The organism is Rhodoferax lacus (assembly GCF_003415675.1).
Taxonomy (GTDB): domain Bacteria; phylum Pseudomonadota; class Gammaproteobacteria; order Burkholderiales; family Burkholderiaceae_C; genus Allorhodoferax; species Allorhodoferax lacus.
This window is the reverse complement of sequence record NZ_QFZK01000003.1, coordinates 185621-204472: the sequence shown is the minus strand read 5'-3', so window position 1 is coordinate 204472 and position 18852 is coordinate 185621. Positions and strand designations below refer to the sequence as shown.

16 protein-coding genes are annotated in these 18852 nt (G+C 64.8%); 8 read left to right on the top strand and 8 right to left on the bottom strand.

The window, feature by feature from the left end:
• The first annotated feature begins 13 nt into the window (after positions 1-13).
• Genes gspN through DIC66_RS07050 form a run of 3 tightly spaced genes read left to right on the top strand, consistent with a single transcriptional unit; the run spans position 14 to position 4369 of the window.
• Entirely contained in the window at positions 14-841 is an 828-nt protein-coding gene (gspN, locus tag DIC66_RS07060; protein WP_117175463.1) for a type II secretion system protein N, read from the top strand.
• Positions 842-857: 16 nt separating this feature from the next.
• Positions 858-2963 (top strand): type II secretion system secretin GspD, encoded by a 2106-nt coding sequence (gspD, locus tag DIC66_RS07055; protein WP_420820481.1) that lies wholly within the window; start codon positions 858-860, stop codon positions 2961-2963.
• Positions 2964-2974: 11 nt separating this feature from the next.
• Positions 2975-4369: a GspE/PulE family protein gene (locus DIC66_RS07050; RefSeq protein ID WP_117175458.1), complete on the top strand. Its 1395-nt coding sequence runs from the start codon at positions 2975-2977 to the stop codon at positions 4367-4369.
• 47 nt (positions 4370-4416) lie between these two features.
• Here DIC66_RS07050 and DIC66_RS23695 read toward each other — a convergent pair whose 3' ends face one another.
• Positions 4417-7401 (bottom strand): methyl-accepting chemotaxis protein, encoded by a 2985-nt coding sequence (locus DIC66_RS23695; RefSeq protein WP_147321258.1) that lies wholly within the window; start codon positions 7399-7401, stop codon positions 4417-4419.
• Between the two features lie 195 nt (positions 7402-7596).
• Positions 7597-8391, bottom strand: a complete 795-nt coding sequence (locus DIC66_RS07040) for an acetyltransferase domain-containing protein (RefSeq protein ID WP_117175455.1) — start codon at positions 8389-8391, stop codon at positions 7597-7599.
• Between the two features lie 41 nt (positions 8392-8432).
• On the opposite strand from DIC66_RS07040, the gene gspF reads away from it, so the two are divergent.
• The 5 genes from gspF (at position 8433) to DIC66_RS07015 (ending at position 13459) form a co-directional block, all read left to right on the top strand.
• Complete coding sequence (gspF, locus tag DIC66_RS07035; protein ID WP_117175453.1) at positions 8433-9650, top strand: type II secretion system inner membrane protein GspF; 1218 nt, start codon at positions 8433-8435, stop codon at positions 9648-9650.
• Between the two features lie 175 nt (positions 9651-9825).
• The gene (locus DIC66_RS07030; RefSeq protein WP_117175451.1) at positions 9826-10287 is read left to right on the top strand and encodes a DUF2844 domain-containing protein; all 462 of its coding nucleotides are present in this window, start codon (positions 9826-9828) and stop codon (positions 10285-10287) included.
• Positions 10288-10305: 18 nt separating this feature from the next.
• Complete coding sequence (locus DIC66_RS07025) at positions 10306-11556, top strand: DUF3443 family protein (protein ID WP_117175449.1); 1251 nt, start codon at positions 10306-10308, stop codon at positions 11554-11556.
• 92 nt (positions 11557-11648) lie between these two features.
• Positions 11649-12092 (top strand): DUF2844 domain-containing protein, encoded by a 444-nt coding sequence (locus DIC66_RS07020; RefSeq protein WP_158558861.1) that lies wholly within the window; start codon positions 11649-11651, stop codon positions 12090-12092.
• Positions 12092-13459 (top strand): DUF3443 family protein, encoded by a 1368-nt coding sequence (locus DIC66_RS07015; RefSeq protein WP_117175445.1) that lies wholly within the window; start codon positions 12092-12094, stop codon positions 13457-13459. The genes DIC66_RS07020 and DIC66_RS07015 overlap by 1 nt, the downstream gene beginning before the upstream one ends.
• Here the strand turns inward: DIC66_RS07015 and DIC66_RS07010 are convergent.
• The 6 genes from DIC66_RS07010 to DIC66_RS06985 form a co-directional block, all read right to left on the bottom strand.
• Positions 13456-14157: a CBS domain-containing protein gene (locus tag DIC66_RS07010; protein WP_117175443.1), complete on the bottom strand. Its 702-nt coding sequence runs from the start codon at positions 14155-14157 to the stop codon at positions 13456-13458. The genes DIC66_RS07015 and DIC66_RS07010 overlap by 4 nt on opposite strands.
• 68 nt (positions 14158-14225) lie before the next feature.
• Positions 14226-15458, bottom strand: coding sequence for a radical SAM family heme chaperone HemW (gene hemW / locus DIC66_RS07005; RefSeq protein ID WP_117175894.1), 1233 nt, complete (start codon positions 15456-15458; stop codon positions 14226-14228).
• A 21-nt stretch (positions 15459-15479) separates the two neighbouring features.
• Complete coding sequence (locus tag DIC66_RS07000) at positions 15480-16094, bottom strand: non-canonical purine NTP pyrophosphatase (protein WP_117175441.1); 615 nt, start codon at positions 16092-16094, stop codon at positions 15480-15482.
• Between the two features lie 14 nt (positions 16095-16108).
• The gene (gene rph / locus DIC66_RS06995; RefSeq protein ID WP_117175439.1) at positions 16109-16837 is read right to left on the bottom strand and encodes a ribonuclease PH; all 729 of its coding nucleotides are present in this window, start codon (positions 16835-16837) and stop codon (positions 16109-16111) included.
• 40 nt (positions 16838-16877) lie between these two features.
• Complete coding sequence (locus tag DIC66_RS06990; protein ID WP_117175437.1) at positions 16878-17792, bottom strand: PP2C family protein-serine/threonine phosphatase; 915 nt, start codon at positions 17790-17792, stop codon at positions 16878-16880.
• Positions 17789-18793, bottom strand: a complete 1005-nt coding sequence (locus DIC66_RS06985; protein WP_117175435.1) for a serine/threonine protein kinase — start codon at positions 18791-18793, stop codon at positions 17789-17791. The genes DIC66_RS06990 and DIC66_RS06985 overlap by 4 nt, the downstream gene beginning before the upstream one ends.
• Positions 18794-18852: the final 59 nt, after the last annotated feature.

Sequence of the window (18852 nt, the reverse complement as noted above, 5' to 3'; positions counted from 1 at the left end):
AAGCAACACCCGCATGGCCCGCCCCACCTTTGCCCCATCCGTGCGCCCCGCCACGCGCTCTGCAAGCGCGCCCAGCCGCGGCGTGTGGGCCTGGGCGCTGCTGGGCGGCCTGATAGGGGCCCTGTGGGCCACGCTGCAATGGGCACCGGCCGTCTGGGTGCAGCGCGCCGCCTTTGCCGCCACCAGCGGCCGCGTGGTGCTGCGTGACAGCCAGGGCACGCTCTGGCATGGCTCGGCCCAGCTGGGCTTTACCGGCGGCACCGGCAGCAGCGACAGTGCGCGCCTGCCCGGGCGCGTGCAGTGGGACCTGGGCCTGGGTCTGGGCGGCCTGCAGCTGGCCTTGCGGGCGGACTGCTGCACCCCGCAAGCGCAGCAGCTCACGCTCACGCCGGGCCTGCGCAACTGGCGCCTGCAGGTCGCAGCAGGCGAATCCACCTGGCCCGCCGCCGTGCTGAGCGGCCTGGGCACGCCCTGGAACACGGTGCAGCTGCAGGGCCCGCTGCAACTCAGGACGCCGGGGCTGACCCTGGTGTCATCGGTGGACCGCCTGTCGGTAGAGGGCTCGCTCAGCCTGGACATGCCAGCGCTCAGTTCACGCCTGTCCACCCTGCGCCCCCTGGGCAGCTACCGCCTGCAACTGCAGGGGGGCGAGCAACCCAGCCTGGACCTGCGTACGGTGGAAGGCAGCCTGCAATTGCAAGGAGTAGGCCACTGGACCGCTGCTCATCTGCGCTTTGTGGGCGAAGCCAGGGCCGATACTGCCCACGAGGCAGAACTCTCGAATCTTCTCAACATCATGGGGCAGCGCGACGGCGCGCGGTCTGTCATCACCCTGGGCTAGCCATATGCAATATCCCTTGCCATTTCGACTTGTCAATCAATGGGTACGCGCAGGTGGCCTGGTTGCGGCACTGGCCGTGTACTCCCTGTCCTTTGCGCAAGCCGACGCCCCACCGGTGCCCAAGCTGACGCGGGGCATGCCGGTCACGCTGAACTTTGCCAACGCCGAGATCGAAGCCGTGGCCCGCGCCATGTCCAGCATGACGGGGCGCCAGGTGGTGGTGGACCCACGCGTGAAGGGCACCATCACCCTCACCACGGACCAGCCCATCTCCCCGGCGCGCGCCTACAACCAGTTCCTGGCGGCGCTGCGCCTGCAGGGCTTTACCGTGGTCGAGTCAGCCGGGCTGGACAAGGTGGTGCCCGAGGCCGATGCCAAGCTGCAAAGCGGCGGCGTCAGTGTCGACGGCAGCGGCAAAGGCGGCGCTGCGGGCAACCAGATCGTCACGCAGATCTTCAAGCTCAACTTCGAGAGCGCGGCCAACCTGCTGCCCGTGCTGCGCCCGCTGATCAGCCCCAACAACGTCATCAACGTCAACCCCGGCAACAACTCGCTGATCATCACCGACTACGCCGACAACCTGCAGCGCCTGGCCCGCATCATTGCCGCCAGCGACGTGGCCAATGGCAGCGACCTGGAAATCCTGCCACTCAAATACGCCATTGCCAGCGACCTGGCACCGCTCATCCTGCGCTTGATGGACAGCGGCACAGCGGCCGCGCCCGCGGCCGGCCAGACCGACAGCGGCTTCAAGACCACCATCATTGCCGAGCCGCGCAGCAATGCGCTCATCGTGCGGGCTGCCAACCCGGCCCGGATTTCACTGGTGAAATCGTTGGTGGCGCGGCTGGACCAGCCCACGGTGCAAGGCGACGGTGGTACCGGCAACGTCCATGTGGTGATGCTGAAAAATGCCGACGCCACCAAGCTGGCCGCCACACTGCGTGCCGTGATTTCGGGTGAGGTGCGCAGCAGCGTGGCCACGGCCACCAGCGGCGGTGCCGCTGCTGCCGCACCGGCCAGCGCCACCACCGGTGGACAGGTGCAGGCCGACGTGGCCACCAATTCACTCATCATCACCGCGCCCGATCCGCAATACCGGCAACTGCGCGCCGTGATCGACCAGCTCGATGGCCGGCGCGCGCAGGTGTTCGTGGAGAGCCTGATCGCCGAGGTCAACGCCGACCGTGCCGCCGAATTCGGCATCCAGTGGCAGGGCCCCATCGGCAAGGCCGGCGACTCCACCATCGGCCTGCTGGGCACCAACTTTGGCAGCGGCGCCAAGAACATCATTGCGCTGGCCACCGGCGCTGCGGCCGGCACGGTCGCGCCAGCGGCCGGTCTGAACATCGGTGCGGCCACCCTGAACAACGGCGTCTACACGCTGGGCTTTCTGGCGCGCTTTCTGGAGCAGAACGGCGACGGCAACATCCTGTCCACACCCAACCTGCTGACGCTGGACAACGAAGAGGCCAAGATCGTCATCGGCCAGAACGTGCCCTTTGTCACCGGCCAGTACACCAATGCCAATTCGGGCGGCACCGGCTCGGTCAACCCCTTCCAGACCATTGAGCGCAAGGACGTGGGCCTGACCCTGCGTGTGAAGCCCCAGATCAGCGAGAACGGCACGGTCAAGCTGTCCATCTTCCAGGAGGTCTCCACGGTGCAGGCCTCCAGCGTGAATTCGGCCACCGGCCTGATCACCAACAAGCGCTCCATCGAGTCCAATGTGCTGGTGGATGACGGCTCCATCGTGGTGCTGGGCGGCTTGCTGCAGGACACCTACTCGGGCAACAACGACCGCGTGCCCGGCCTGGCCGACATCCCGTTCTTTGGCGCCTTGTTCCGCAGCGAAGCACGCAGCCGCAGCAAGACCAACCTGATGGTGTTCCTGCGCCCGGTGGTGATACGTGACGGCTATGCCAGCGACGTGCTGTCCAACAGCCGCTACGACCAGATGCGCGGCACCCAGCAGGACTCGCAGCCCCTGCCCAGCAAGGTGATGCCCATCAACGGGGCAGCCGTCCTGCCCGAGGCACCACCCATCAAGCCCCGGGCCAAGGCAAGCCCTGCCACGGTGCAACCACTGGTGGCACCCGCCAGCGCAAGCCCGGTGCAATAAACGCTCACCGCATGGCCTCACGCTACCCCCTGCCCTACGCCTTTGCCCGCAACCAGCAGCTGCTGCTGGAGCAGGAGGGTGACAGCCTGACCCTGTGGCTGCATGCCGCCACGCCCCCTGGCGGCATCAGCGAAACCCTGCGCAAGCACCACGCGCACCACATCGAGATGCTCAGTGCCGACCAGCTGCAGCAGCGCATCAGCGCCGCCTATGCGCAGGGCGAGTCCAGCGCCGCCTCGGTGGTGAGCGAGGTGCAGAGCGACGCCGACCTGTCGCGCATGATGCAGGAGCTGCCCGCGGTGGAAGACCTGCTGGAGAGCGCGGGCGACGCGCCCATCATCCGCATGCTCAATGCCTTGCTGACGCAGGCTGCCCGCGACGGCGCCAGCGACATCCACATCGAACCCTACGAGCGCCACAGCAGCGTGCGCTTCCGGGTGGACGGCACGCTGCGCGAAGTGGTGCAGCCCAACCGCGCGCTGCACGCTGCGCTGATCAGCCGCCTGAAGATCATGGCCCAGCTCGACATCTCGGAGCGGCGCCTGCCGCAGGACGGGCGCATCTCGCTGCGCATCGGCACGCGCGCCATGGACGTGCGCGTCTCCACCCTGCCCAGCGCGCATGGCGAACGCGCCGTGCTGCGCCTGTTGGACAAGAGCCAGGGTGCGCTCAACCTGGAATCGGTGGGCATGCAGGGCGAGGTGCTGCAGCGCATGGAGAGCCTGATTGCCCAGCCCCACGGCATCATCCTGGTGACCGGCCCCACCGGCTCGGGCAAGACCACCACGCTGTATGCGGCGCTCTCGCGGCTGGACGCCACGACCAGCAACATCATGACGGTGGAAGACCCGATCGAGTACGAGCTGGCCGGTGTGGGCCAGACCCAGGTGAACGCCAAGATCGACCTGACCTTCGCCAAGGCCCTGCGCGCCATCCTGCGCCAGGACCCGGACGTGATCATGATCGGCGAGATCCGCGATTTCGAGACCGCCCACATCGCCATCCAGGCCTCTCTCACGGGCCACCTGGTGCTGGCCACCCTGCACACCAACGATGCCGCCAGCGCCGTCACCCGCCTGATCGACATGGGCGTGGAGCCGTTTTTGCTGAGTTCGAGCCTGTTGGGCGTGCTGGCCCAGCGCCTGGTGCGCAAGCTCTGCGCGCATTGCCACGGCGCGGGCTGCGCCGAATGTTCGCAGAGCGGCTACCAGGGCCGCACCGGCATCTTTGAGTTGCTGGTCACTGATGATGCCCAGCGCGCCCTGATCCACCGCCGTGCGTCGGATGCCGAATTGCGTCAGGCTGCGATCAACGCGGGCATGGTGCTGATGCGCGACGACGGCGCGCGCCTGGTGCAAGCCGGCATCACCTCACCGGAAGAGCTGCTGCGGGTGACGCGGGATTAGCGTTCTGCAGGACAACAGCGCCCACCCGCGGGCGCCGTATCTCCGGTTCAATAAGGTTTGAAATTCGAGCCCGTCTGTGAAGCCATAAGGGAGAGCCGCCGTGGGTCGCCCCGGCGATCCGGCTTTTGCGTGGACAGACGCGGGGCCACGCTGGCCCCGGATGCGCCGGTATGGAAGAAGGCGATGCTGGTCTGGAGTTGCTCTGCCTGGTTGGAGAGCTCCTCGCTGGTGGCCGCCAACTCTTCGGCCGCTGCGGCGTTCTGCTGCGTGGCGTTGGAGAGCTGGCCCATGGCCCCACCGATTTGTGTCACCGACTCGCTCTGCTCGGTGCTGGCTGCGGCAATTTCCTGAACCAGTTCACTGGTCTTCTGGATGCTGGGAACGATTTCATCCAGCAGCGCTCCGGCGCGTTCCGCCGTCGACACGCTGCTGCTGGCCAGCGCGCTGATTTCGCGCGCAGCGTCCTGGCTGCGTTCGGCCAGCTTGCGCACCTCGGCGGCCACCACAGCAAAGCCCTTGCCATGCTCGCCCGCACGCGCGGCCTCAATGGCCGCATTGAGGGCCAGCAGATTGGTCTGGTAGGCAATGTCGTCCACGATGCCAATCTTGGCCGCGATCTGCTTCATGGCAATGACCGTCTGCGTCACGGCGGCCCCCCCTTCGCCCGCTTCCCGGCTGGCCTTGGTTGCCATGCCGTCGGTGACTTTGGCGTTGTCCGTGTTCTGGCCTATGGATGCAGAGATCGAATCAATCTGCGCACTGGTTTCTTCCACACTGGCGGCCTGCTCGCTGGCCGCCTGTGACAGGGACCCTGCGGTGGAACTGACCTGGCTGGCTGCGCTGGTGAGTGCGTTGGCGGCCTCGCGCACCTCGCCCAGCACACGGGTGAGGTTTTCCGCGGTCTGGTTGGCCCGCTCCTTGACTTCACCGAACAGGCCCGCATAGTCGCGGCTAATGCGCTGGGTCAGGTCCCCGTTGGAAAAAGCGGTCAGCAACTGGGCGATGTCGCTCAGCCCCAGTTCGCTGGTGGCCATCAGTTGGTTCATGCCGGTGGAAAGGTTGGCAAAAAAGCCGGTCTTGCCCTCAGCAGACAGCCGCTGGCTGAAGTCACCTGAGGCTGCGGCGTCTACCAGCCCGCCCACCTCGGTCTCGGCCGCCAGCTGCTCCGTGACGTCCAGCCACTGGCCAATGGTGCCCAGCTTCTCGCCGGTTGCCGAAACAACCACCGTGGTCGTCAGGTCATAGGTGCGGCTGCCGAAATGCTGCCTGGACTGCACGGTTCCACCCATGCGCTGCAGGCGATCGAGCGCCTCTTGCGGGTTGTCATAGAACATGCCCACGCTGCTGTGGATCACCTGTTCCGGGTCGAAACCCGCCAGCTTCCGGGCGAACCCCTCGCGATCGCGGCGCAAGGTCTGCTGCAGGGCCGTATTCAGGTAAATGATGGTGCCACTGTTGTCGGCAATCAGCACCGGCAGACTGACGTTGTCCAAAGCCGCCTTGACGCGTGCATTGTGGTTGGCAGCCACTGCCGCCTCCTGCATCGCCTTGCGCGCCTCGCCCACCGCATCGGTAACGCGCCTCAGTTGCCCTGGCAAGACAGCCACCTCCTGGCGGAAGTCGCCGCTGGCGTACTGACCGAGCAACTCCACCAGGCGCATGATCATCTGGGTGTAACCCATGACCAGGGTGTTGATGCCCTGGGCCATATCTGCGTAGCTGCCAGGCAGTGCCGCTGTAGCTATCTGGTGGTCGACCAGGCCCGCAGCATGTTGGGTGGCCATCTCCAGTTGTTCTTTCTGGAACTGGCCCAGCACCGCATGCATGCCGATCAGGGAGCGGACCACCTGGGCCAGCTCATCCTTCCCCAGGGGCTCGGCCGGCGCCTGGCTGAGGTCGCCATCGGCGACCTCCTGCAGATGGCGGCCGACCAACTGCAGGCCGCCGCGGGTCAGGAGAAAGAAGCTGTAGAAAAAATAGCCCGCCAGCAACAGCGTGATGAGTGCCGCGCCTCCCACCACTCCCATGCGCACTTTCATCTGGTCGATCCGCTTGACCAGCAGCGCATCCAATGCAGGCAGGCCCGAGTCGTAAAAGCCCATCAGGTTGCCCACCGCGGCCTCGCCTTTGGCAAAGTACTGCTGCGGCGTCATATCGGTCATTTGTATCAGGGCATCCGGGTTAGCAGCAAACTTCTGGAATGCCAGGGCGTCATCAAACACCTTGGTAGTCAGCTTGCCCTTGAGCTCCGGGTTCGCATCGATGGCACGCTGCAGGTACGCCTTGCTGCTCTTGATGCCATTTTCCACGCCGGCCACCCACACGGTGTACCGCTTTTCTTCATCCACGGACAGGCCGGGTCGGGCCACGGCATAGGTTCCCCAGCCCCACAGCTGGCCCAGGTCCTCAGCCAGCGGCGGCATGGACAGCACCATGGTGTCCACGAGGTAAAAAGAATCCAGGTCGGGGTCCAGCACCAGGTTGGAGTTGTCGCCGATCTTGTTGAGCAGCGCCAGAATGGATGCCGTCACCGGGCCAAAGACCGTGCGGCCATTTTCATCGGCCCCGTTTTTCGACTTCGTTGTGGCCAACCAGGCGTTCTTGAGCTTGTCGAATTCAGGACGTACCTGCAGCGGGTCGCCGTTTTGCTGGAGTTGGCTTTCGAACCCGGCCAGGGCCTCGTCGGTCTGCTTTCTGCCCTCGGCATACTTGGCCTGGCCATCAAAGTTGCCCAGCATGGCACGGGTGGCGTTGCGGGTCTTGAGCACACCTTGCAAGATGGGGCTGAATTTTTGCAGGGTCGCCACGCCAATCCGCTCGGACTGGCTGAACCGGAGCTGTTGCAACTCGGAAGAGGAATAGAAGTACCCGATCAGAAACAGGGGCGTCAGGAACAGCAGGGAAATGATCAAGGCTTTCACAACGAAGTTGTGTCGGCTCATCAATCGCACGCCCGCAGACCAGAAGGAAGAGCCGTAGACATTGGGATGGCCTGGCGCTGGATGCGTGGCGCGATGGGATTTTTGATTCACGTGTGTTTCCGCAAAAATTTATGTTGTGAGGGTGCCGGCTTGGGGTTCTGAAACCCGCCACCATCGCCGCCTGACTCAGCCCGAGGTGCGCCACGGCACACCGCTTCAAAGTCTACGGTGGTTTGATGAGCGTGCACCTCAATAGTGCAAAACTATTTGATGCCGCAGGTACTGCTCCGATTGGGTGCAGAGGCCTTACACCGGCCGCATCCAGGCCAGCAGGCTGAGCCCACCCAGCAACAGCGGCTGGTGCAGCATGTAGTAGCTCAGGCTCCAGCGCCCCAGAAATGCCAGGCCGCGCAGCGGCGCACCCGGCACCCCACGCCCCAAAGCCTGGCTGGCGCGCTCCAGGGCCGCCGCATGTCGGCATACCAGCCACTGTCCCGTAGCCAAACCGAAGCACATCACACCCAGCCAGGGAAACAGCGGCGCGTAGTCCTCGGTGATGGGCTTGTGGCTGATCAGGCCCAGCCAGTTCCAGAGCCTCTCATTTAAAAAGTCCAGCGCGGGCCACAGCGCGTGCGCCTGTTCGGCCATGCGCGGCAAGGCCAGGGCCAGCACACCCAGCAGCCACAGCCGCCAGCCAGCGCCCGGGGTGGCAGACCAGACAACCGCCAGCAGCCGCCCCAGGATCAGCATCAGGGCCATGCCGTGCAGGATGCCGAAGTAGATATAGCTTTGCGGGAACATGGCATACGAGCCGATGCTCACCGCCAGCGCGCACAGCGCAATCTGGCGCCAGCGCTTCCAGAAACGGCCCCTGCTCTGGCCCTGCTGCACGGCAATGGCCTGGCCCAGGCCGGCGCAGAACACAAACAGGCTGACGATGACCAGGCGCTGCACGGTCCAGAACGGGTCACGGTAAAAGTCGGCTTGCAGGTAGCCGAAGTGCTGCAGGTCAAAGCTGAAGTGGAACAGCGTCATCCACACCATGGCCAGGCCGCGCAGCATGTCCACAGCGGCAAAGCGGGAGGTCGGGGTGGCTTGCATGCGCCATTGTCCCTGACTTCACTCGTGATAAGGTCAGCCCCATGCCCGCCTATTCCTTCACTGCCCTGGACGATCAGGGGCAAACCCGCAAAGGCACGCTGGAGGCCGACAGCGCCAAATCGGCGCGCACCCAGTTGCGCGCGCAGTCATTTATTCCGCTGTCGGTGCAGGTGCTGGCCGGCAGGCCCCTGGCCGAGGGCAGTGCACGCGGCTGGCACTCGCGCGTGATCAACAGCAACGAGCTGGCCATCTGGACGCGCCAGCTGGCCGAGCTGGTGTCCTCCGGCCTGCCGCTGGAGCAGGCCCTGGGTTCGCTGGCCGAAGAGTCCGAGTCGGAGGCCCACCGCAACCTGAATGCCGCGCTGCGGGCTTCGGTGAATGGCGGCACCAGCTTTGCCAAGGCGCTGGAGCAGCACCCCCTGGAGTTTGCCGACATCTATGTGGCGGTGGTGGGCGCAGGCGAGCAAAGCGGCCACCTCTCGCTCGTGCTGGTGCGTCTGGCTGAGGACCTGGAGGAGCGCCAGGTGCTCAAGTCCAAGCTGCTGGGCGCTGCGCTTTATCCGGCCATCGTCTCGCTGGTGGCGGTGGTGATCGTGCTGTTTCTGGTGGGCTATGTGGTGCCGCAGGTGGCCCATGTGTTTGCCGGCAGCAAACACGCCCTGCCGTTTTTGACGGTGGCCATGATGGCCATCAGCGACTTTGTGCGCGGCTACGGCTGGCTGGTGGCGCTGCTGCTGGCGGCGGGCTCGGCCCTGCTGTGGCAGATGCTCAAGAACACCGCCTTTCGCGAGCGCTGGGACGCCGCCTGGCTCAACCTGCCCATCCTGGGCAAGCTGGCGCGCGGCTACAACGCGGCACGCTTTGCGGGCACCCTGTCCATGCTGACGGCAGCGGGCGTACCGATTCTGCAAGCCCTGCAGGCAGCAGCCCAAACCCTGAGCAACCAGGCCCTCAAGCGCGACGCGCTGGATGCGCTGGTGCTGGTGCGCGAAGGCGCGCCGCTGGCCGCAGCCCTGGCGCAGAAGAAACGCTTCCCCGGCCTCTTGTCCATGTTCGCGCGCCTGGGCGAGCAGACCGGCCAACTGCCTTCCATGCTGGACCGCGCGGCCAAGCAACTCAGCACCGAGGTGCAGCGCCGCGCCATGCACCTGGCCACCATCCTGGAGCCCTTGCTGATTGTGGTCATGGGCCTGGTGGTGATGCTGATTGTGCTGGCCGTGCTGATGCCCATCATCCAGCTCAACCAGTGGGTGAAGTAGCAAACTTCAGCGCCTGACAAGTCGCACAAAAGGCCCGGTTTACCGGGCTTTTTTTCGCCTTCCATTTCCCCGCGTTTCCAGACAATCCCCAGCAGGGATCAAGACCGCAAGGCCTCTGAACAACGGGTTACCTGCATGCCCGGATAGAGGCCTTCAGATACATGGAATTGCACATATGGTTGCAAGACACCAATGCGCAGCGTTGCGCAGGCGCGCGCTCGCTGCAATCAGCCTGCTGCTCTGTGCCGCAGCACACGCGGGGCTGGGCGGTTCGCTGGACTCGGTCTACGCCGACCAGCAGGCCAGCGGCGCTGGCAGCGCCCTCAAAACCAATCTGGCAGGTGCCACGCAGTACACGCTGCAGCAGGCCAATGGCGTCACCATCCGGCAATACGTGGGGGCCAATGGCACCGTCTTTGGCGTGGGCTGGAGTGGCCCGGTGCTGCCGGACTTCAAACGCCTGCTGGGTGCGCACTTTGCGGCCTACGACCAGGCACAGCACCAGAACACGCGCCACATCAGCATCCAGAGCGCCGATCTGGTTGTGGAAGCGGGCGGCATGATGCGCTCCTTCAGTGGGCATGCCTTGCTGCCGGGGCTGCTGCCGCCCACGCTGTCGCGTCTGGACATTCGCTGAGTGAGGGGGAGCCAGACCATGCGCCTGCCTGTCCTTTCACTCCTGCGCTGGCTGTGGGCCGGTGTGCTTCTTGCACTGGCAGCCTGCGGCGGTGGTGGTGGTGGCACCGGCAGCAATGCCGCGGCCAGCGCCATGGCCACTTTTCCACCCAGCCTGGCCAAGCTGACGGACGCCAATGTGGTGCCGGTCCTGGTGCAGTCCAGTGTTTTCCGCAACGCCAATATTCCCTACGTCTCGGTCACGGTGTGCCAGCCCAACACCAGCCGGTGCAAGACGATTGACAACGTGTTGCTGGACACCGGCTCCACCGGCTTGCGCCTGTTTGCCAGCCAGCTGCAAGCCGCACCCGCCCTGGCCCTGCCCACCCACAGCATCAATGCCAGCAGCACCATCTATGAATGCGCGCAATTTCTGAGCATGGTGGCCTGGGGTTCGGTGCAGGTGGCCGATGTGGTGATGGGGGGCGAACGTGCGCCCTCGGTACCGGTGCAGCTGATGCAGGAAGACTACGCCAGCATGCCAGCCGCCTGTGGCAGCGCACCCATGGTGTCCACCGTGTCCTCGGCCAACACCCAGGGCCTGCATGCCAACGGCATTCTGGGCGTGGGGCTGTTTGGCAACGATGCCCAGCTCTACTTCAATTGCCAGGCTGCCAGCAGCGCCTGCCAGATCTATCCGCTGGCCAGCCAGCAAGTGCAAAACCCGGTGGCCCACTTCCCCACCGACAACAACGGGGTGGCCGTGCAGTTGCCCCCCTTGCCAAGCCAGGGAGCCAGCGGGGCGCAGGGTTACCTGATTTTCGGAGTGGGCACGCAAACCAACAACCAGCTCGACGCCGCCAGCGTGGTGCCCGTGAACGCCTACACCGGCTACTTCACCACCACCTACCGTGGTGTGCCCATGCAAAACAGCTTCTTTGACAGCGGCTCCAACGGCCTGTTCTTCAACGACCCGGCGGTGTTCATGGGCAGCTGTGGCCGCGGCGCTTCCGGCTTTTACTGCCCGAGCAGCAGCATGCATTTGGAGGCCTCGGTGGCGCTGGCCACATCCAGCACCACCATCCCCTTCACCATCGACAACGCCACCCAGCTGTTTGCATCGGGCAAGAGCGTGGCCTTCAGCAACCTGGGGGGCCCCACCAGCGACAGCTACTTTGACTGGGGCCTGCCCTTCTTTTTTGGCCGGACGGTGTTCACCGTCATCGAAGGCGGCCGGGTGAACACCGTCGCAGGCAATATGACAGGTCCGCTGTACGCGTTTACCAATTGAAACCTGTGCCGACGCGCAAGGCGTGTGACCCTGGTGGTAACCTCGACCGTATGGCTTTCAAGCTACAAAATACATTCACACATTCTTCTGCAATGCGGCTGGCAAGCGCACTGGGCTGCGCGCTTTTGGGCCTGCTGTGTTGCACCTCCTGCTGGGCCAAGCTGGGTGGCGACCTGGCCTCGGTTCAGGCCGATCAACAAGCCTGGGGCGCCAGCGCCAGTCAGACCACGCTGGCCAGCGGTGCCACGCTGTTTACCCATACGCTGCCCCAAGGTGTCACCGTACGCCAGTATGCAGACGCCAACGGCCTGGTGTTTGCGGTGGGCTGGGACGGGCCCACATTGCCGGACTTTGCGCGCCTGCTGGGCACGCATTTTTCCAGTTACGCCGATGCCGTACGCCAGCAAAAGCGGGGCGTCAGCGTGCAGGGCGCCACGCTGGTGATTGAGTCAGGCGGCAGGATGGGCTCTTTTGCAGGCCGCGCCTTTTTGCCAGGACAGTTGCCAGCGCGTCTGAGCGCACAGGACATCCGCTAGTGCAGCCCCATCGATTGCAGCGCAGCGTGTGGCGCTCTGCCAGCGGTCTGGCAGCCGTGTTCCTGTCTGGATTTTTGGCCTCGTGTGGTGGTGGCGGCGGCTCCAGCAGCAGCGCCGTGGTCGCCACCTTCCCGGCCAGCCCGGCTTTGCTGAGTGATTCCAATGTGGCTGCCCTGCTGGTCCAAGCCGGGCCGGGCGCCAATGTCAACATGCCCTATGTATCGGTCCGGGTGTGCGAGCCCAATACCCGCCGCTGCACCACCATCGACAATGTGTTGGTGGATACTGGCTCCACCGGCTTGCGCCTGTTTGCCAGCCAGGTGAATGCCGCCATCACCCTGCCCGCCCACACCATCGGCAGCAGCTCGACCATCTCGGAGTGCGCGCAATTTCTCAACACCCTGGCCTGGGGGAGTGTCAAAGTGGCCGACGTGGAAATGGGGGGCCAATTGGCGTTCTCGGGTGTGGGGGTGGAGCGCGCGCCTGCGGTACCGGTGCAGCTTATGGATGCCGGCCATGCCAGCATCCCCGCGGCCTGCACCGGGGCGCCTTTGCTGGCCACGTCCACCAATGCATCCAACAACACCCAAATGCTCACTGCCAATGGCATTCTGGGCGTAGGCCTGTTTGCCAGCGACAGGCAACACTATTACGACTGCGCCTCGCCTGCCACTGGCTGCGAGCTCACAGGCTTAACAGGGGTGCGGCGCTACCCCCTCCCCGCCCAGCAGGTGCAGAACCCGGTCAGCCTGTTTGTCTCCGGCAACAACAACGGTGTGGTGATCCAGTTGCCCGCACTGCCCACAAGCAACAGTGGCGGCACGGCCACCGGCGTCTCAAGTGCGCAGGGCTATCTGATCTTCGGCGTGGGCACGCAGGCCAACAACCGCCTGAACCAAGCCAGCGTCATACCGGTCAACGCGCAGGGCAACTTCACCACGGTGTACCGGGGTGTGAGCTATGCCAGCAGCTTTTTGGACAGCGGCTCCAACGGACTCTATTTCAATGATCCAGCGCCCTCCGTACTGGCAGGCACCTGCCGCCTTGCAAGCAATGACTTCTATTGCCCCGGCAGCACGCAAAACCTGACGGCCCGCATGCAGACGGCGACGTCCAGTGCCAGTGTCAGCTTTTCGATCTCCAGCGCAGACACCTTGTTCAGCCAGAGCACCCACTTCGCATTCAGCAACCTGGGTGGAAACATGGGGGGCGAACCCATCAGCCCCTGCCCTGTGGGTGGCTGCACCTTTGACTGGGGCCTGCCCTTCTTCTTTGGCCGCACCGTTTACACCGTGATCGAAGGCAAGAGCGTCAACACCGGCACGGGAACCCTGAACGGGCCCTTCAACGCCTTCACCACCAACTAGGTCCACAAGTCCAGTGGCGGGTCGCCCACCACGGCACCCAGGATGTCGGTGCGTGACACAAAGGCCGTGACACGGCCCTGCTCGTCCACTACCGGCAAACCCGGCAGGCCGGTATCCAGCAGCACGCGCGCCAGGCGGCGGATGTCGGTCTCGGGGGCCACGCTGGGCACCGGGGTCCACATCAGGTCGGCCACGCTTTGCATCATCAGCGCCTGCCACACCAGGGCATGGGCGCCGGAGCCAGGCAGGCGGTCCGGGGGCATCAGCTCGGCCCGCGTCAGCAGGCCCACCAGAACGCCCGACGCATCCACCACCGGCGCCTGGCCCAGCTGGTGTGCGGCCAGCAGGTCCCAGGCCTGGGCCACGGTGGCGTCTTCCTGCAGGGTGATGGCACTGGCGCTCATGATGTCGCGCACCAGCGTCAAGGGGTGGCGCGCTGGCTGGTTGCTGGCGGTTTGTGCGTAGGCTGCCATGGCTTCGCGGTGGGCCACATCGGGCCTGCTGCGTGCGGCCTGCTTGTGGCCAGCACCTGTGCCGTAGACGGCATCGGCCATGGCCGACAGGCCCACGTCCAGCATCTCGCGCCCCACACCGGCAATGCGGTGACTGCGGCTGATGGCAGCGGTGGGGCCGATCTTGCGCAGCTCCTCCATGGAGCCCCGAAACAGGCGACCCGCCTTGCCATAGACCGAGAACATGTGTAGCCCCCTATTTCAACGCCAGTGTGCGCCTGCCCAAGCGCAGCCCCGCTGCGTTGGGTTGTGCATCAATTGGACAGGAAAAGGGTCTGCAAGTCACTCAAAAAATCGAAGCCCCGCACCGTGGGGCGCACGCGCGCAAAGTCGCGCTCGACCAGGCCCTTCTTCTCTGCCTCCTGCAGGGCGGCCTGGATGGCAGTGATGGGCAAACCGGTGCGCTCGCCGAAGTCGCGCAGGCCAAAGCCGTGGCGAAGGCGCAGCGCGCCCAGCATGTACTCAAAGGCCAGGTCGGCGCGCGCCACTTCGTCCTCGCTGGCCACGGCGTTGCCCTGCAGGGCCTCGTGCATGTAGCGCGCCGGGTCGCGAAAGCGCACCTGGCGTATGACGCGGTGGGCAAAAGTAAGCTTGCCGTGCGCGCCCGCGCCCAGGCCCAGGTAGTCGCCAAACTGCCAGTAGTTGAGGTTGTGCCAGCAGCGGTGGCCTTGGGCCGCATAGGCCGAGACTTCGTAGCGCTCCAGCCCGGCGGCTTCGGTGCGCTCGGTGATCTGGTCCAGCATGGCATAGGCCGCGTCGTCTTCGGGCACCACCGGCGGGTACTTGGCAAACACGGTGTTGGCCTCGATGGTGAGGTGGTAGATGGAGATGTGTGGCGGCTTGTATTGCAAGGCCGTGTCTATGTCCAAAGCGGCCTGCTCCAGCGTCTGGCCGGGCAAGGCATACATGATGTCCAGGTTGAAAGTGTCAAAGGCCTGTGCCGCCTCTTCCACCGCAGCGCGGGCCTGCGCACTGTCATGCACCCGGCCCAAGGCGCGCAAATGGTCATCGTCAAAGCTTTGCACGCCGATGGAGAGCCGCGTCACACCAGCCTGGCGGAAGGCACGGAAGCGGTCCTTCTCGAAGGTGCCGGGATTGGCCTCCAGCGTGATCTCACAGTCCGGCTCCAGGCGAAGGCGCGCGCGGATGTCGCCCAGCAGCCGGTCAATGGACGCTGGGGAAAACAAACTGGGTGTGCCCCCGCCTATGAAGATGCTGTGCACGGTACGGCCCCAGATCAGAGGCAGCGAGGCATCCAGGTCAGCCACCAGCGCATCGATGTACCTCTGCTCAGGCAGGCCGTCCTGCCCTTGGGCATGCGAGTTGAAGTCGCAGTACGGGCATTTTTTGAGGCACCAGGGCAGGTGGATGTAGAGGCTTAGGGGCGGCAGGGCCGCGAGCTGCAGGCTGCCCGGGCGCAGGTAGTGCTGGATGTCGTGCCGCGGCGCGGGCGCCTGGCCTTCGGCCGCGGGTGCGATGGGGATGATGGACACGGGACGCTTCAGTGCCTATTGGGCAGCAACATGCAACCATTGCGTGCGCATCAGCTGCACCATGATTTTGGCGGCGCGGCCGCGGTGGCTGTTGGCGTTCTTCACTTCCACCGGCAGCTGCGCAAAGGTCTGGCCGAACTCGGCAATCCACACCACCGGATCAAAGCCAAAGCCGTTGCTGCCGACGGGCTCCTGGGTCAGCAGGCCTTCGGCCCGGCCCATGGCAATCAGCGGCTCCGGGTCATAGGGCGCGCGCACCGCCACCAGGGTGCTGACCAAGGCGGCGCGGCGATTTTCCACGCCGCGCATCTGCTCCAGCAGGGCAATCACGTTGTTGGCATCGCCCTTGGGGTAGCCGAACTGCGTGGCGTAGTAAGCGGTGTCTACACCGGGCAGGCCGCCAAAATGGTCCACGCACAGGCCGGCGTCATCGGCCAGCGCGGGCAAGCCGGTGTGCTGGGCCGCATTGCGGGCCTTGGCCAAGGCGTTTTCCACAAAGGTCTTGTAAGGCTCGGGGGACTCGGGCACACCCAAGTCACTTTGCGCAATCAGGGTGCAGCCCAGCGGGCCGAACAGGGCCTGCAGCTCGGCCAGCTTGCCTGCATTGTTGGAGGCCAGGACGATTTTCATGGGCGCCCCCAACCTCAGGCAGCCAGCGCCTGCTGTTGCAGGACCATGAGCTCGCCAATGCCTTTTTCAGCCAGGTCCAGCAGGGCCGTCATCTCGGCGCGGCTGAAGGCCACGCCTTCGGCTGTGCCCTGCACTTCCACAAAATGGCCAGCACCCGTCATCACCACATTCATGTCGGTGTCGCAGGCGGAGTCTTCCACGTATTCCAGGTCCAAGAGCGGTGTGCCATCCACAATGCCCACGGAGATGGCGGCCACAGGCGCGGTGATGGGCGACTGCGCAATCTTGCCCTTGGCCAGCAGGCCATTGACGGCATCTTGCGCCGCCACAAAGGCGCCGGTGATGGCGGCAGTGCGGGTGCCGCCGTCGGCCTGCAGCACATCGCAGTCGAGCTGGATCGTGCGCTCGCCCAGCAGCTTCAGGTCAAACACGGCGCGCAGCGAGCGGCCGATCAGGCGCTGGATTTCCTGGGTGCGCCCGCTTTGCTTGCCACGCGCGGCCTCGCGGTCGCTGCGGGTGTGCGTGGCGCGCGGCAGCATGCCGTATTCGGCGGTAACCCAGCCCTCGCCGCTGCCACGCTTGTGCGGCGGCACTTTTTCTTCCACGGAGGCAGTGCACAACACTTTGGTGGCGCCAAACTCAATCAACACCGAGCCCTCGGCATGCACGGTGTAGCCGCGGGTGATCTTGATCGGACGCAGGGCGTTGGCGGCACGGTTCTGGGTGCGCGTGAATGCGGTCATGACAAACTCTCTTTTTGAAAAAGCAGCAAGCCGCCCGAGGCTAGGACTTGCGGGTGGCGGTGCGGCGTATGGCTGCGTTGATTTCGGCAATCGAGCGCTCAATGGCGGCGTCGTCCAGATCGTCATCCGACGCATCCAGAGAGCCCGTCTGCACGGTCGAGGCAAACACCGCGTTGTCCATGTTCTCGGTGGAGATGCTGCCGCGTGTGGACTCGAACACGTCCGGCGTTTCCCACTCCATGGCCACCAAGGTGACGTTGTCGCTGCTGGCTCCGGCCTTGAGCAGGGCACGCTCTGCCAGTTCCGGGGCGGCCACCGACACCGGCTTTTGCCCCAAATGGAAGACGATGTCTACATCCGGCAGGCTGCCCCACAGACCATCCGAGCACAGCAACACCTTGTCGCCCTGCTGCAGTGGCACCGGGCCGGTGACTTCATAGATTGGCTTGGTGGGTGAACCCAGGCAGGTGTAGAGCACGTTGCGGTTGATGCCCGCAGGCAGCGTGGGCGGCTTGGACGAGCCCTGGTGCTGCTCGAGGTAGGAATGGTCACGCGTGCGGGCCAGCATTTCGCCATCGCGCACAAAGTACAGGCGCGAATCGCCGCAGTGCATCCAGTGCGCCACACCTCCCTGGACAACGGCTGCCACCAGGGTGGTGCGCGGCGTATCGTTCAGGCCGCCATCGGCCGCATAGCGCAGGATCTGGCGGTGCGCCGCAATGATGGCGGTGTTGAAGAAGCTCTTGACATCCTGCAGCTCGGGCTTGGCTTCCTTCTGGTACAGGGCGGAGATGGTTTGCAGGGCGAGCTGCGCCGCCACTTCGCCTTCGGGGTGACCGCCCATGCCGTCGGCCAGCAGGAACAGGGCCGAGCTATTGGTATAGCAATAGCCCATGCGGTCTTCGTTTTTTTCGCGCCCACCTTTGCGGCTGATCTGGAAAACCGAAAACTTCATTTGGGTTTGGCGCCCATGGCGGGCATGGTGACGGGCTTCTTGGTGTCGGCCACCATGTTGTCAAACTGCATGCGCACCTTCTCGGCCACGCTGAGCTTGGTGTAGCGGCGCTCGCCTTCGCGGCTGAGTTCCTTTTGCAGGGCAAACACCGATTGCGGCCTGGAGAGTGCGTCCAGCGACATGCACCACTCCACCACCTCGATCAGGTTGTCGGAGTACACCCCGCGCAGACGCGCCAGGGCAATGGCAATGCGGTCTTTCTCCTGGCGCTGCGGCGCCTCGTTGGGCGGATAGCCCTGCATGCAGGCATACATGCAGGCGCCAATGGCGTAAATGTCGGTCCAGGGGCCCATGGAGGAGTCGCGCCGGTACATCTCGGGGGCGGCAAAGCCCGGCGTGTACATGGGGCGAATGAAGTTGCCTTCCTTGCTCAGCACCTCGCGGGCGGCGCCGAAGTCAATCAGCACGGACTTGTTGTCGTCGGTGATGAACACATTGGCGGGCTTGATGTCCAGGTGCAGCATCTTGTGCTGGTGCACGATGCGCAACCCGCGCAATATTTCATCAAACAGCGAACGGATGGTGGACTCGCGGAACACCTTGGTCTGCTTGAGTTCGCGGGCGGTGACGATGAAGTCCTGCAGGGCGGCGCCTTCCAGGTAGTTCATCACCATGTAGACGGTTTCGTTTTCGCGGAAGAAGTTCAGCACGCTGACCACCGAGGGGTGGGAGATCTGTGCCAGCGAGCGGCCTTCTTCAAAAAAGCTCTTGAGGCCCAGGCGGTACAGCGAGAGTTTTTCAGGTTGCACCTGGGGCATCAACTCGCCAGGGGCGCGTGTGGCCAGGGACGAGGGCAGGTATTCCTTGATGGCCACCTGCTGGCCTTCCGGGTCCAGTGCCAGGTACACCAAGCCAAAGCCACCTGCGGCCACCTTGCGAATGATGCGGTAGCCCCCTACGACGGTATCGGGCGGAAGAGGAGAGGGCTTGACCTTGGACATGAATTGATAGGGCTGCGTGTTCTGGCTGACTCTGTGGGCTGGTGAGACGGGCTGCGATC

Coding starts and splice junctions, on each gene's coding strand:
- DIC66_RS07030 (WP_117175451.1), top strand. CDS start 9,826: ATGGTTGCAAGACACCAATGCGCAGCGTTGCGCAGGCGCGCGCTCGCT.
- DIC66_RS07010 (WP_117175443.1), bottom strand. CDS start 14,157: ATGTTCTCGGTCTATGGCAAGGCGGGTCGCCTGTTTCGGGGCTCCATG.
- DIC66_RS07050 (WP_117175458.1), top strand. CDS start 2,975: ATGGCCTCACGCTACCCCCTGCCCTACGCCTTTGCCCGCAACCAGCAG.
- gspF (WP_117175453.1), top strand. CDS start 8,433: ATGCCCGCCTATTCCTTCACTGCCCTGGACGATCAGGGGCAAACCCGC.
- DIC66_RS06985 (WP_117175435.1), bottom strand. CDS start 18,793: ATGTCCAAGGTCAAGCCCTCTCCTCTTCCGCCCGATACCGTCGTAGGG.
- DIC66_RS06990 (WP_117175437.1), bottom strand. CDS start 17,792: ATGAAGTTTTCGGTTTTCCAGATCAGCCGCAAAGGTGGGCGCGAAAAA.
- DIC66_RS07000 (WP_117175441.1), bottom strand. CDS start 16,094: ATGAAAATCGTCCTGGCCTCCAACAATGCAGGCAAGCTGGCCGAGCTG.
- DIC66_RS07040 (WP_117175455.1), bottom strand. CDS start 8,391: ATGCAAGCCACCCCGACCTCCCGCTTTGCCGCTGTGGACATGCTGCGC.
- DIC66_RS07020 (WP_158558861.1), top strand. CDS start 11,649: ATGCGGCTGGCAAGCGCACTGGGCTGCGCGCTTTTGGGCCTGCTGTGT.
- rph (WP_117175439.1), bottom strand. CDS start 16,837: ATGACCGCATTCACGCGCACCCAGAACCGTGCCGCCAACGCCCTGCGT.
- DIC66_RS07025 (WP_117175449.1), top strand. CDS start 10,306: ATGCGCCTGCCTGTCCTTTCACTCCTGCGCTGGCTGTGGGCCGGTGTG.
- gspN (WP_117175463.1), top strand. CDS start 14: ATGGCCCGCCCCACCTTTGCCCCATCCGTGCGCCCCGCCACGCGCTCT.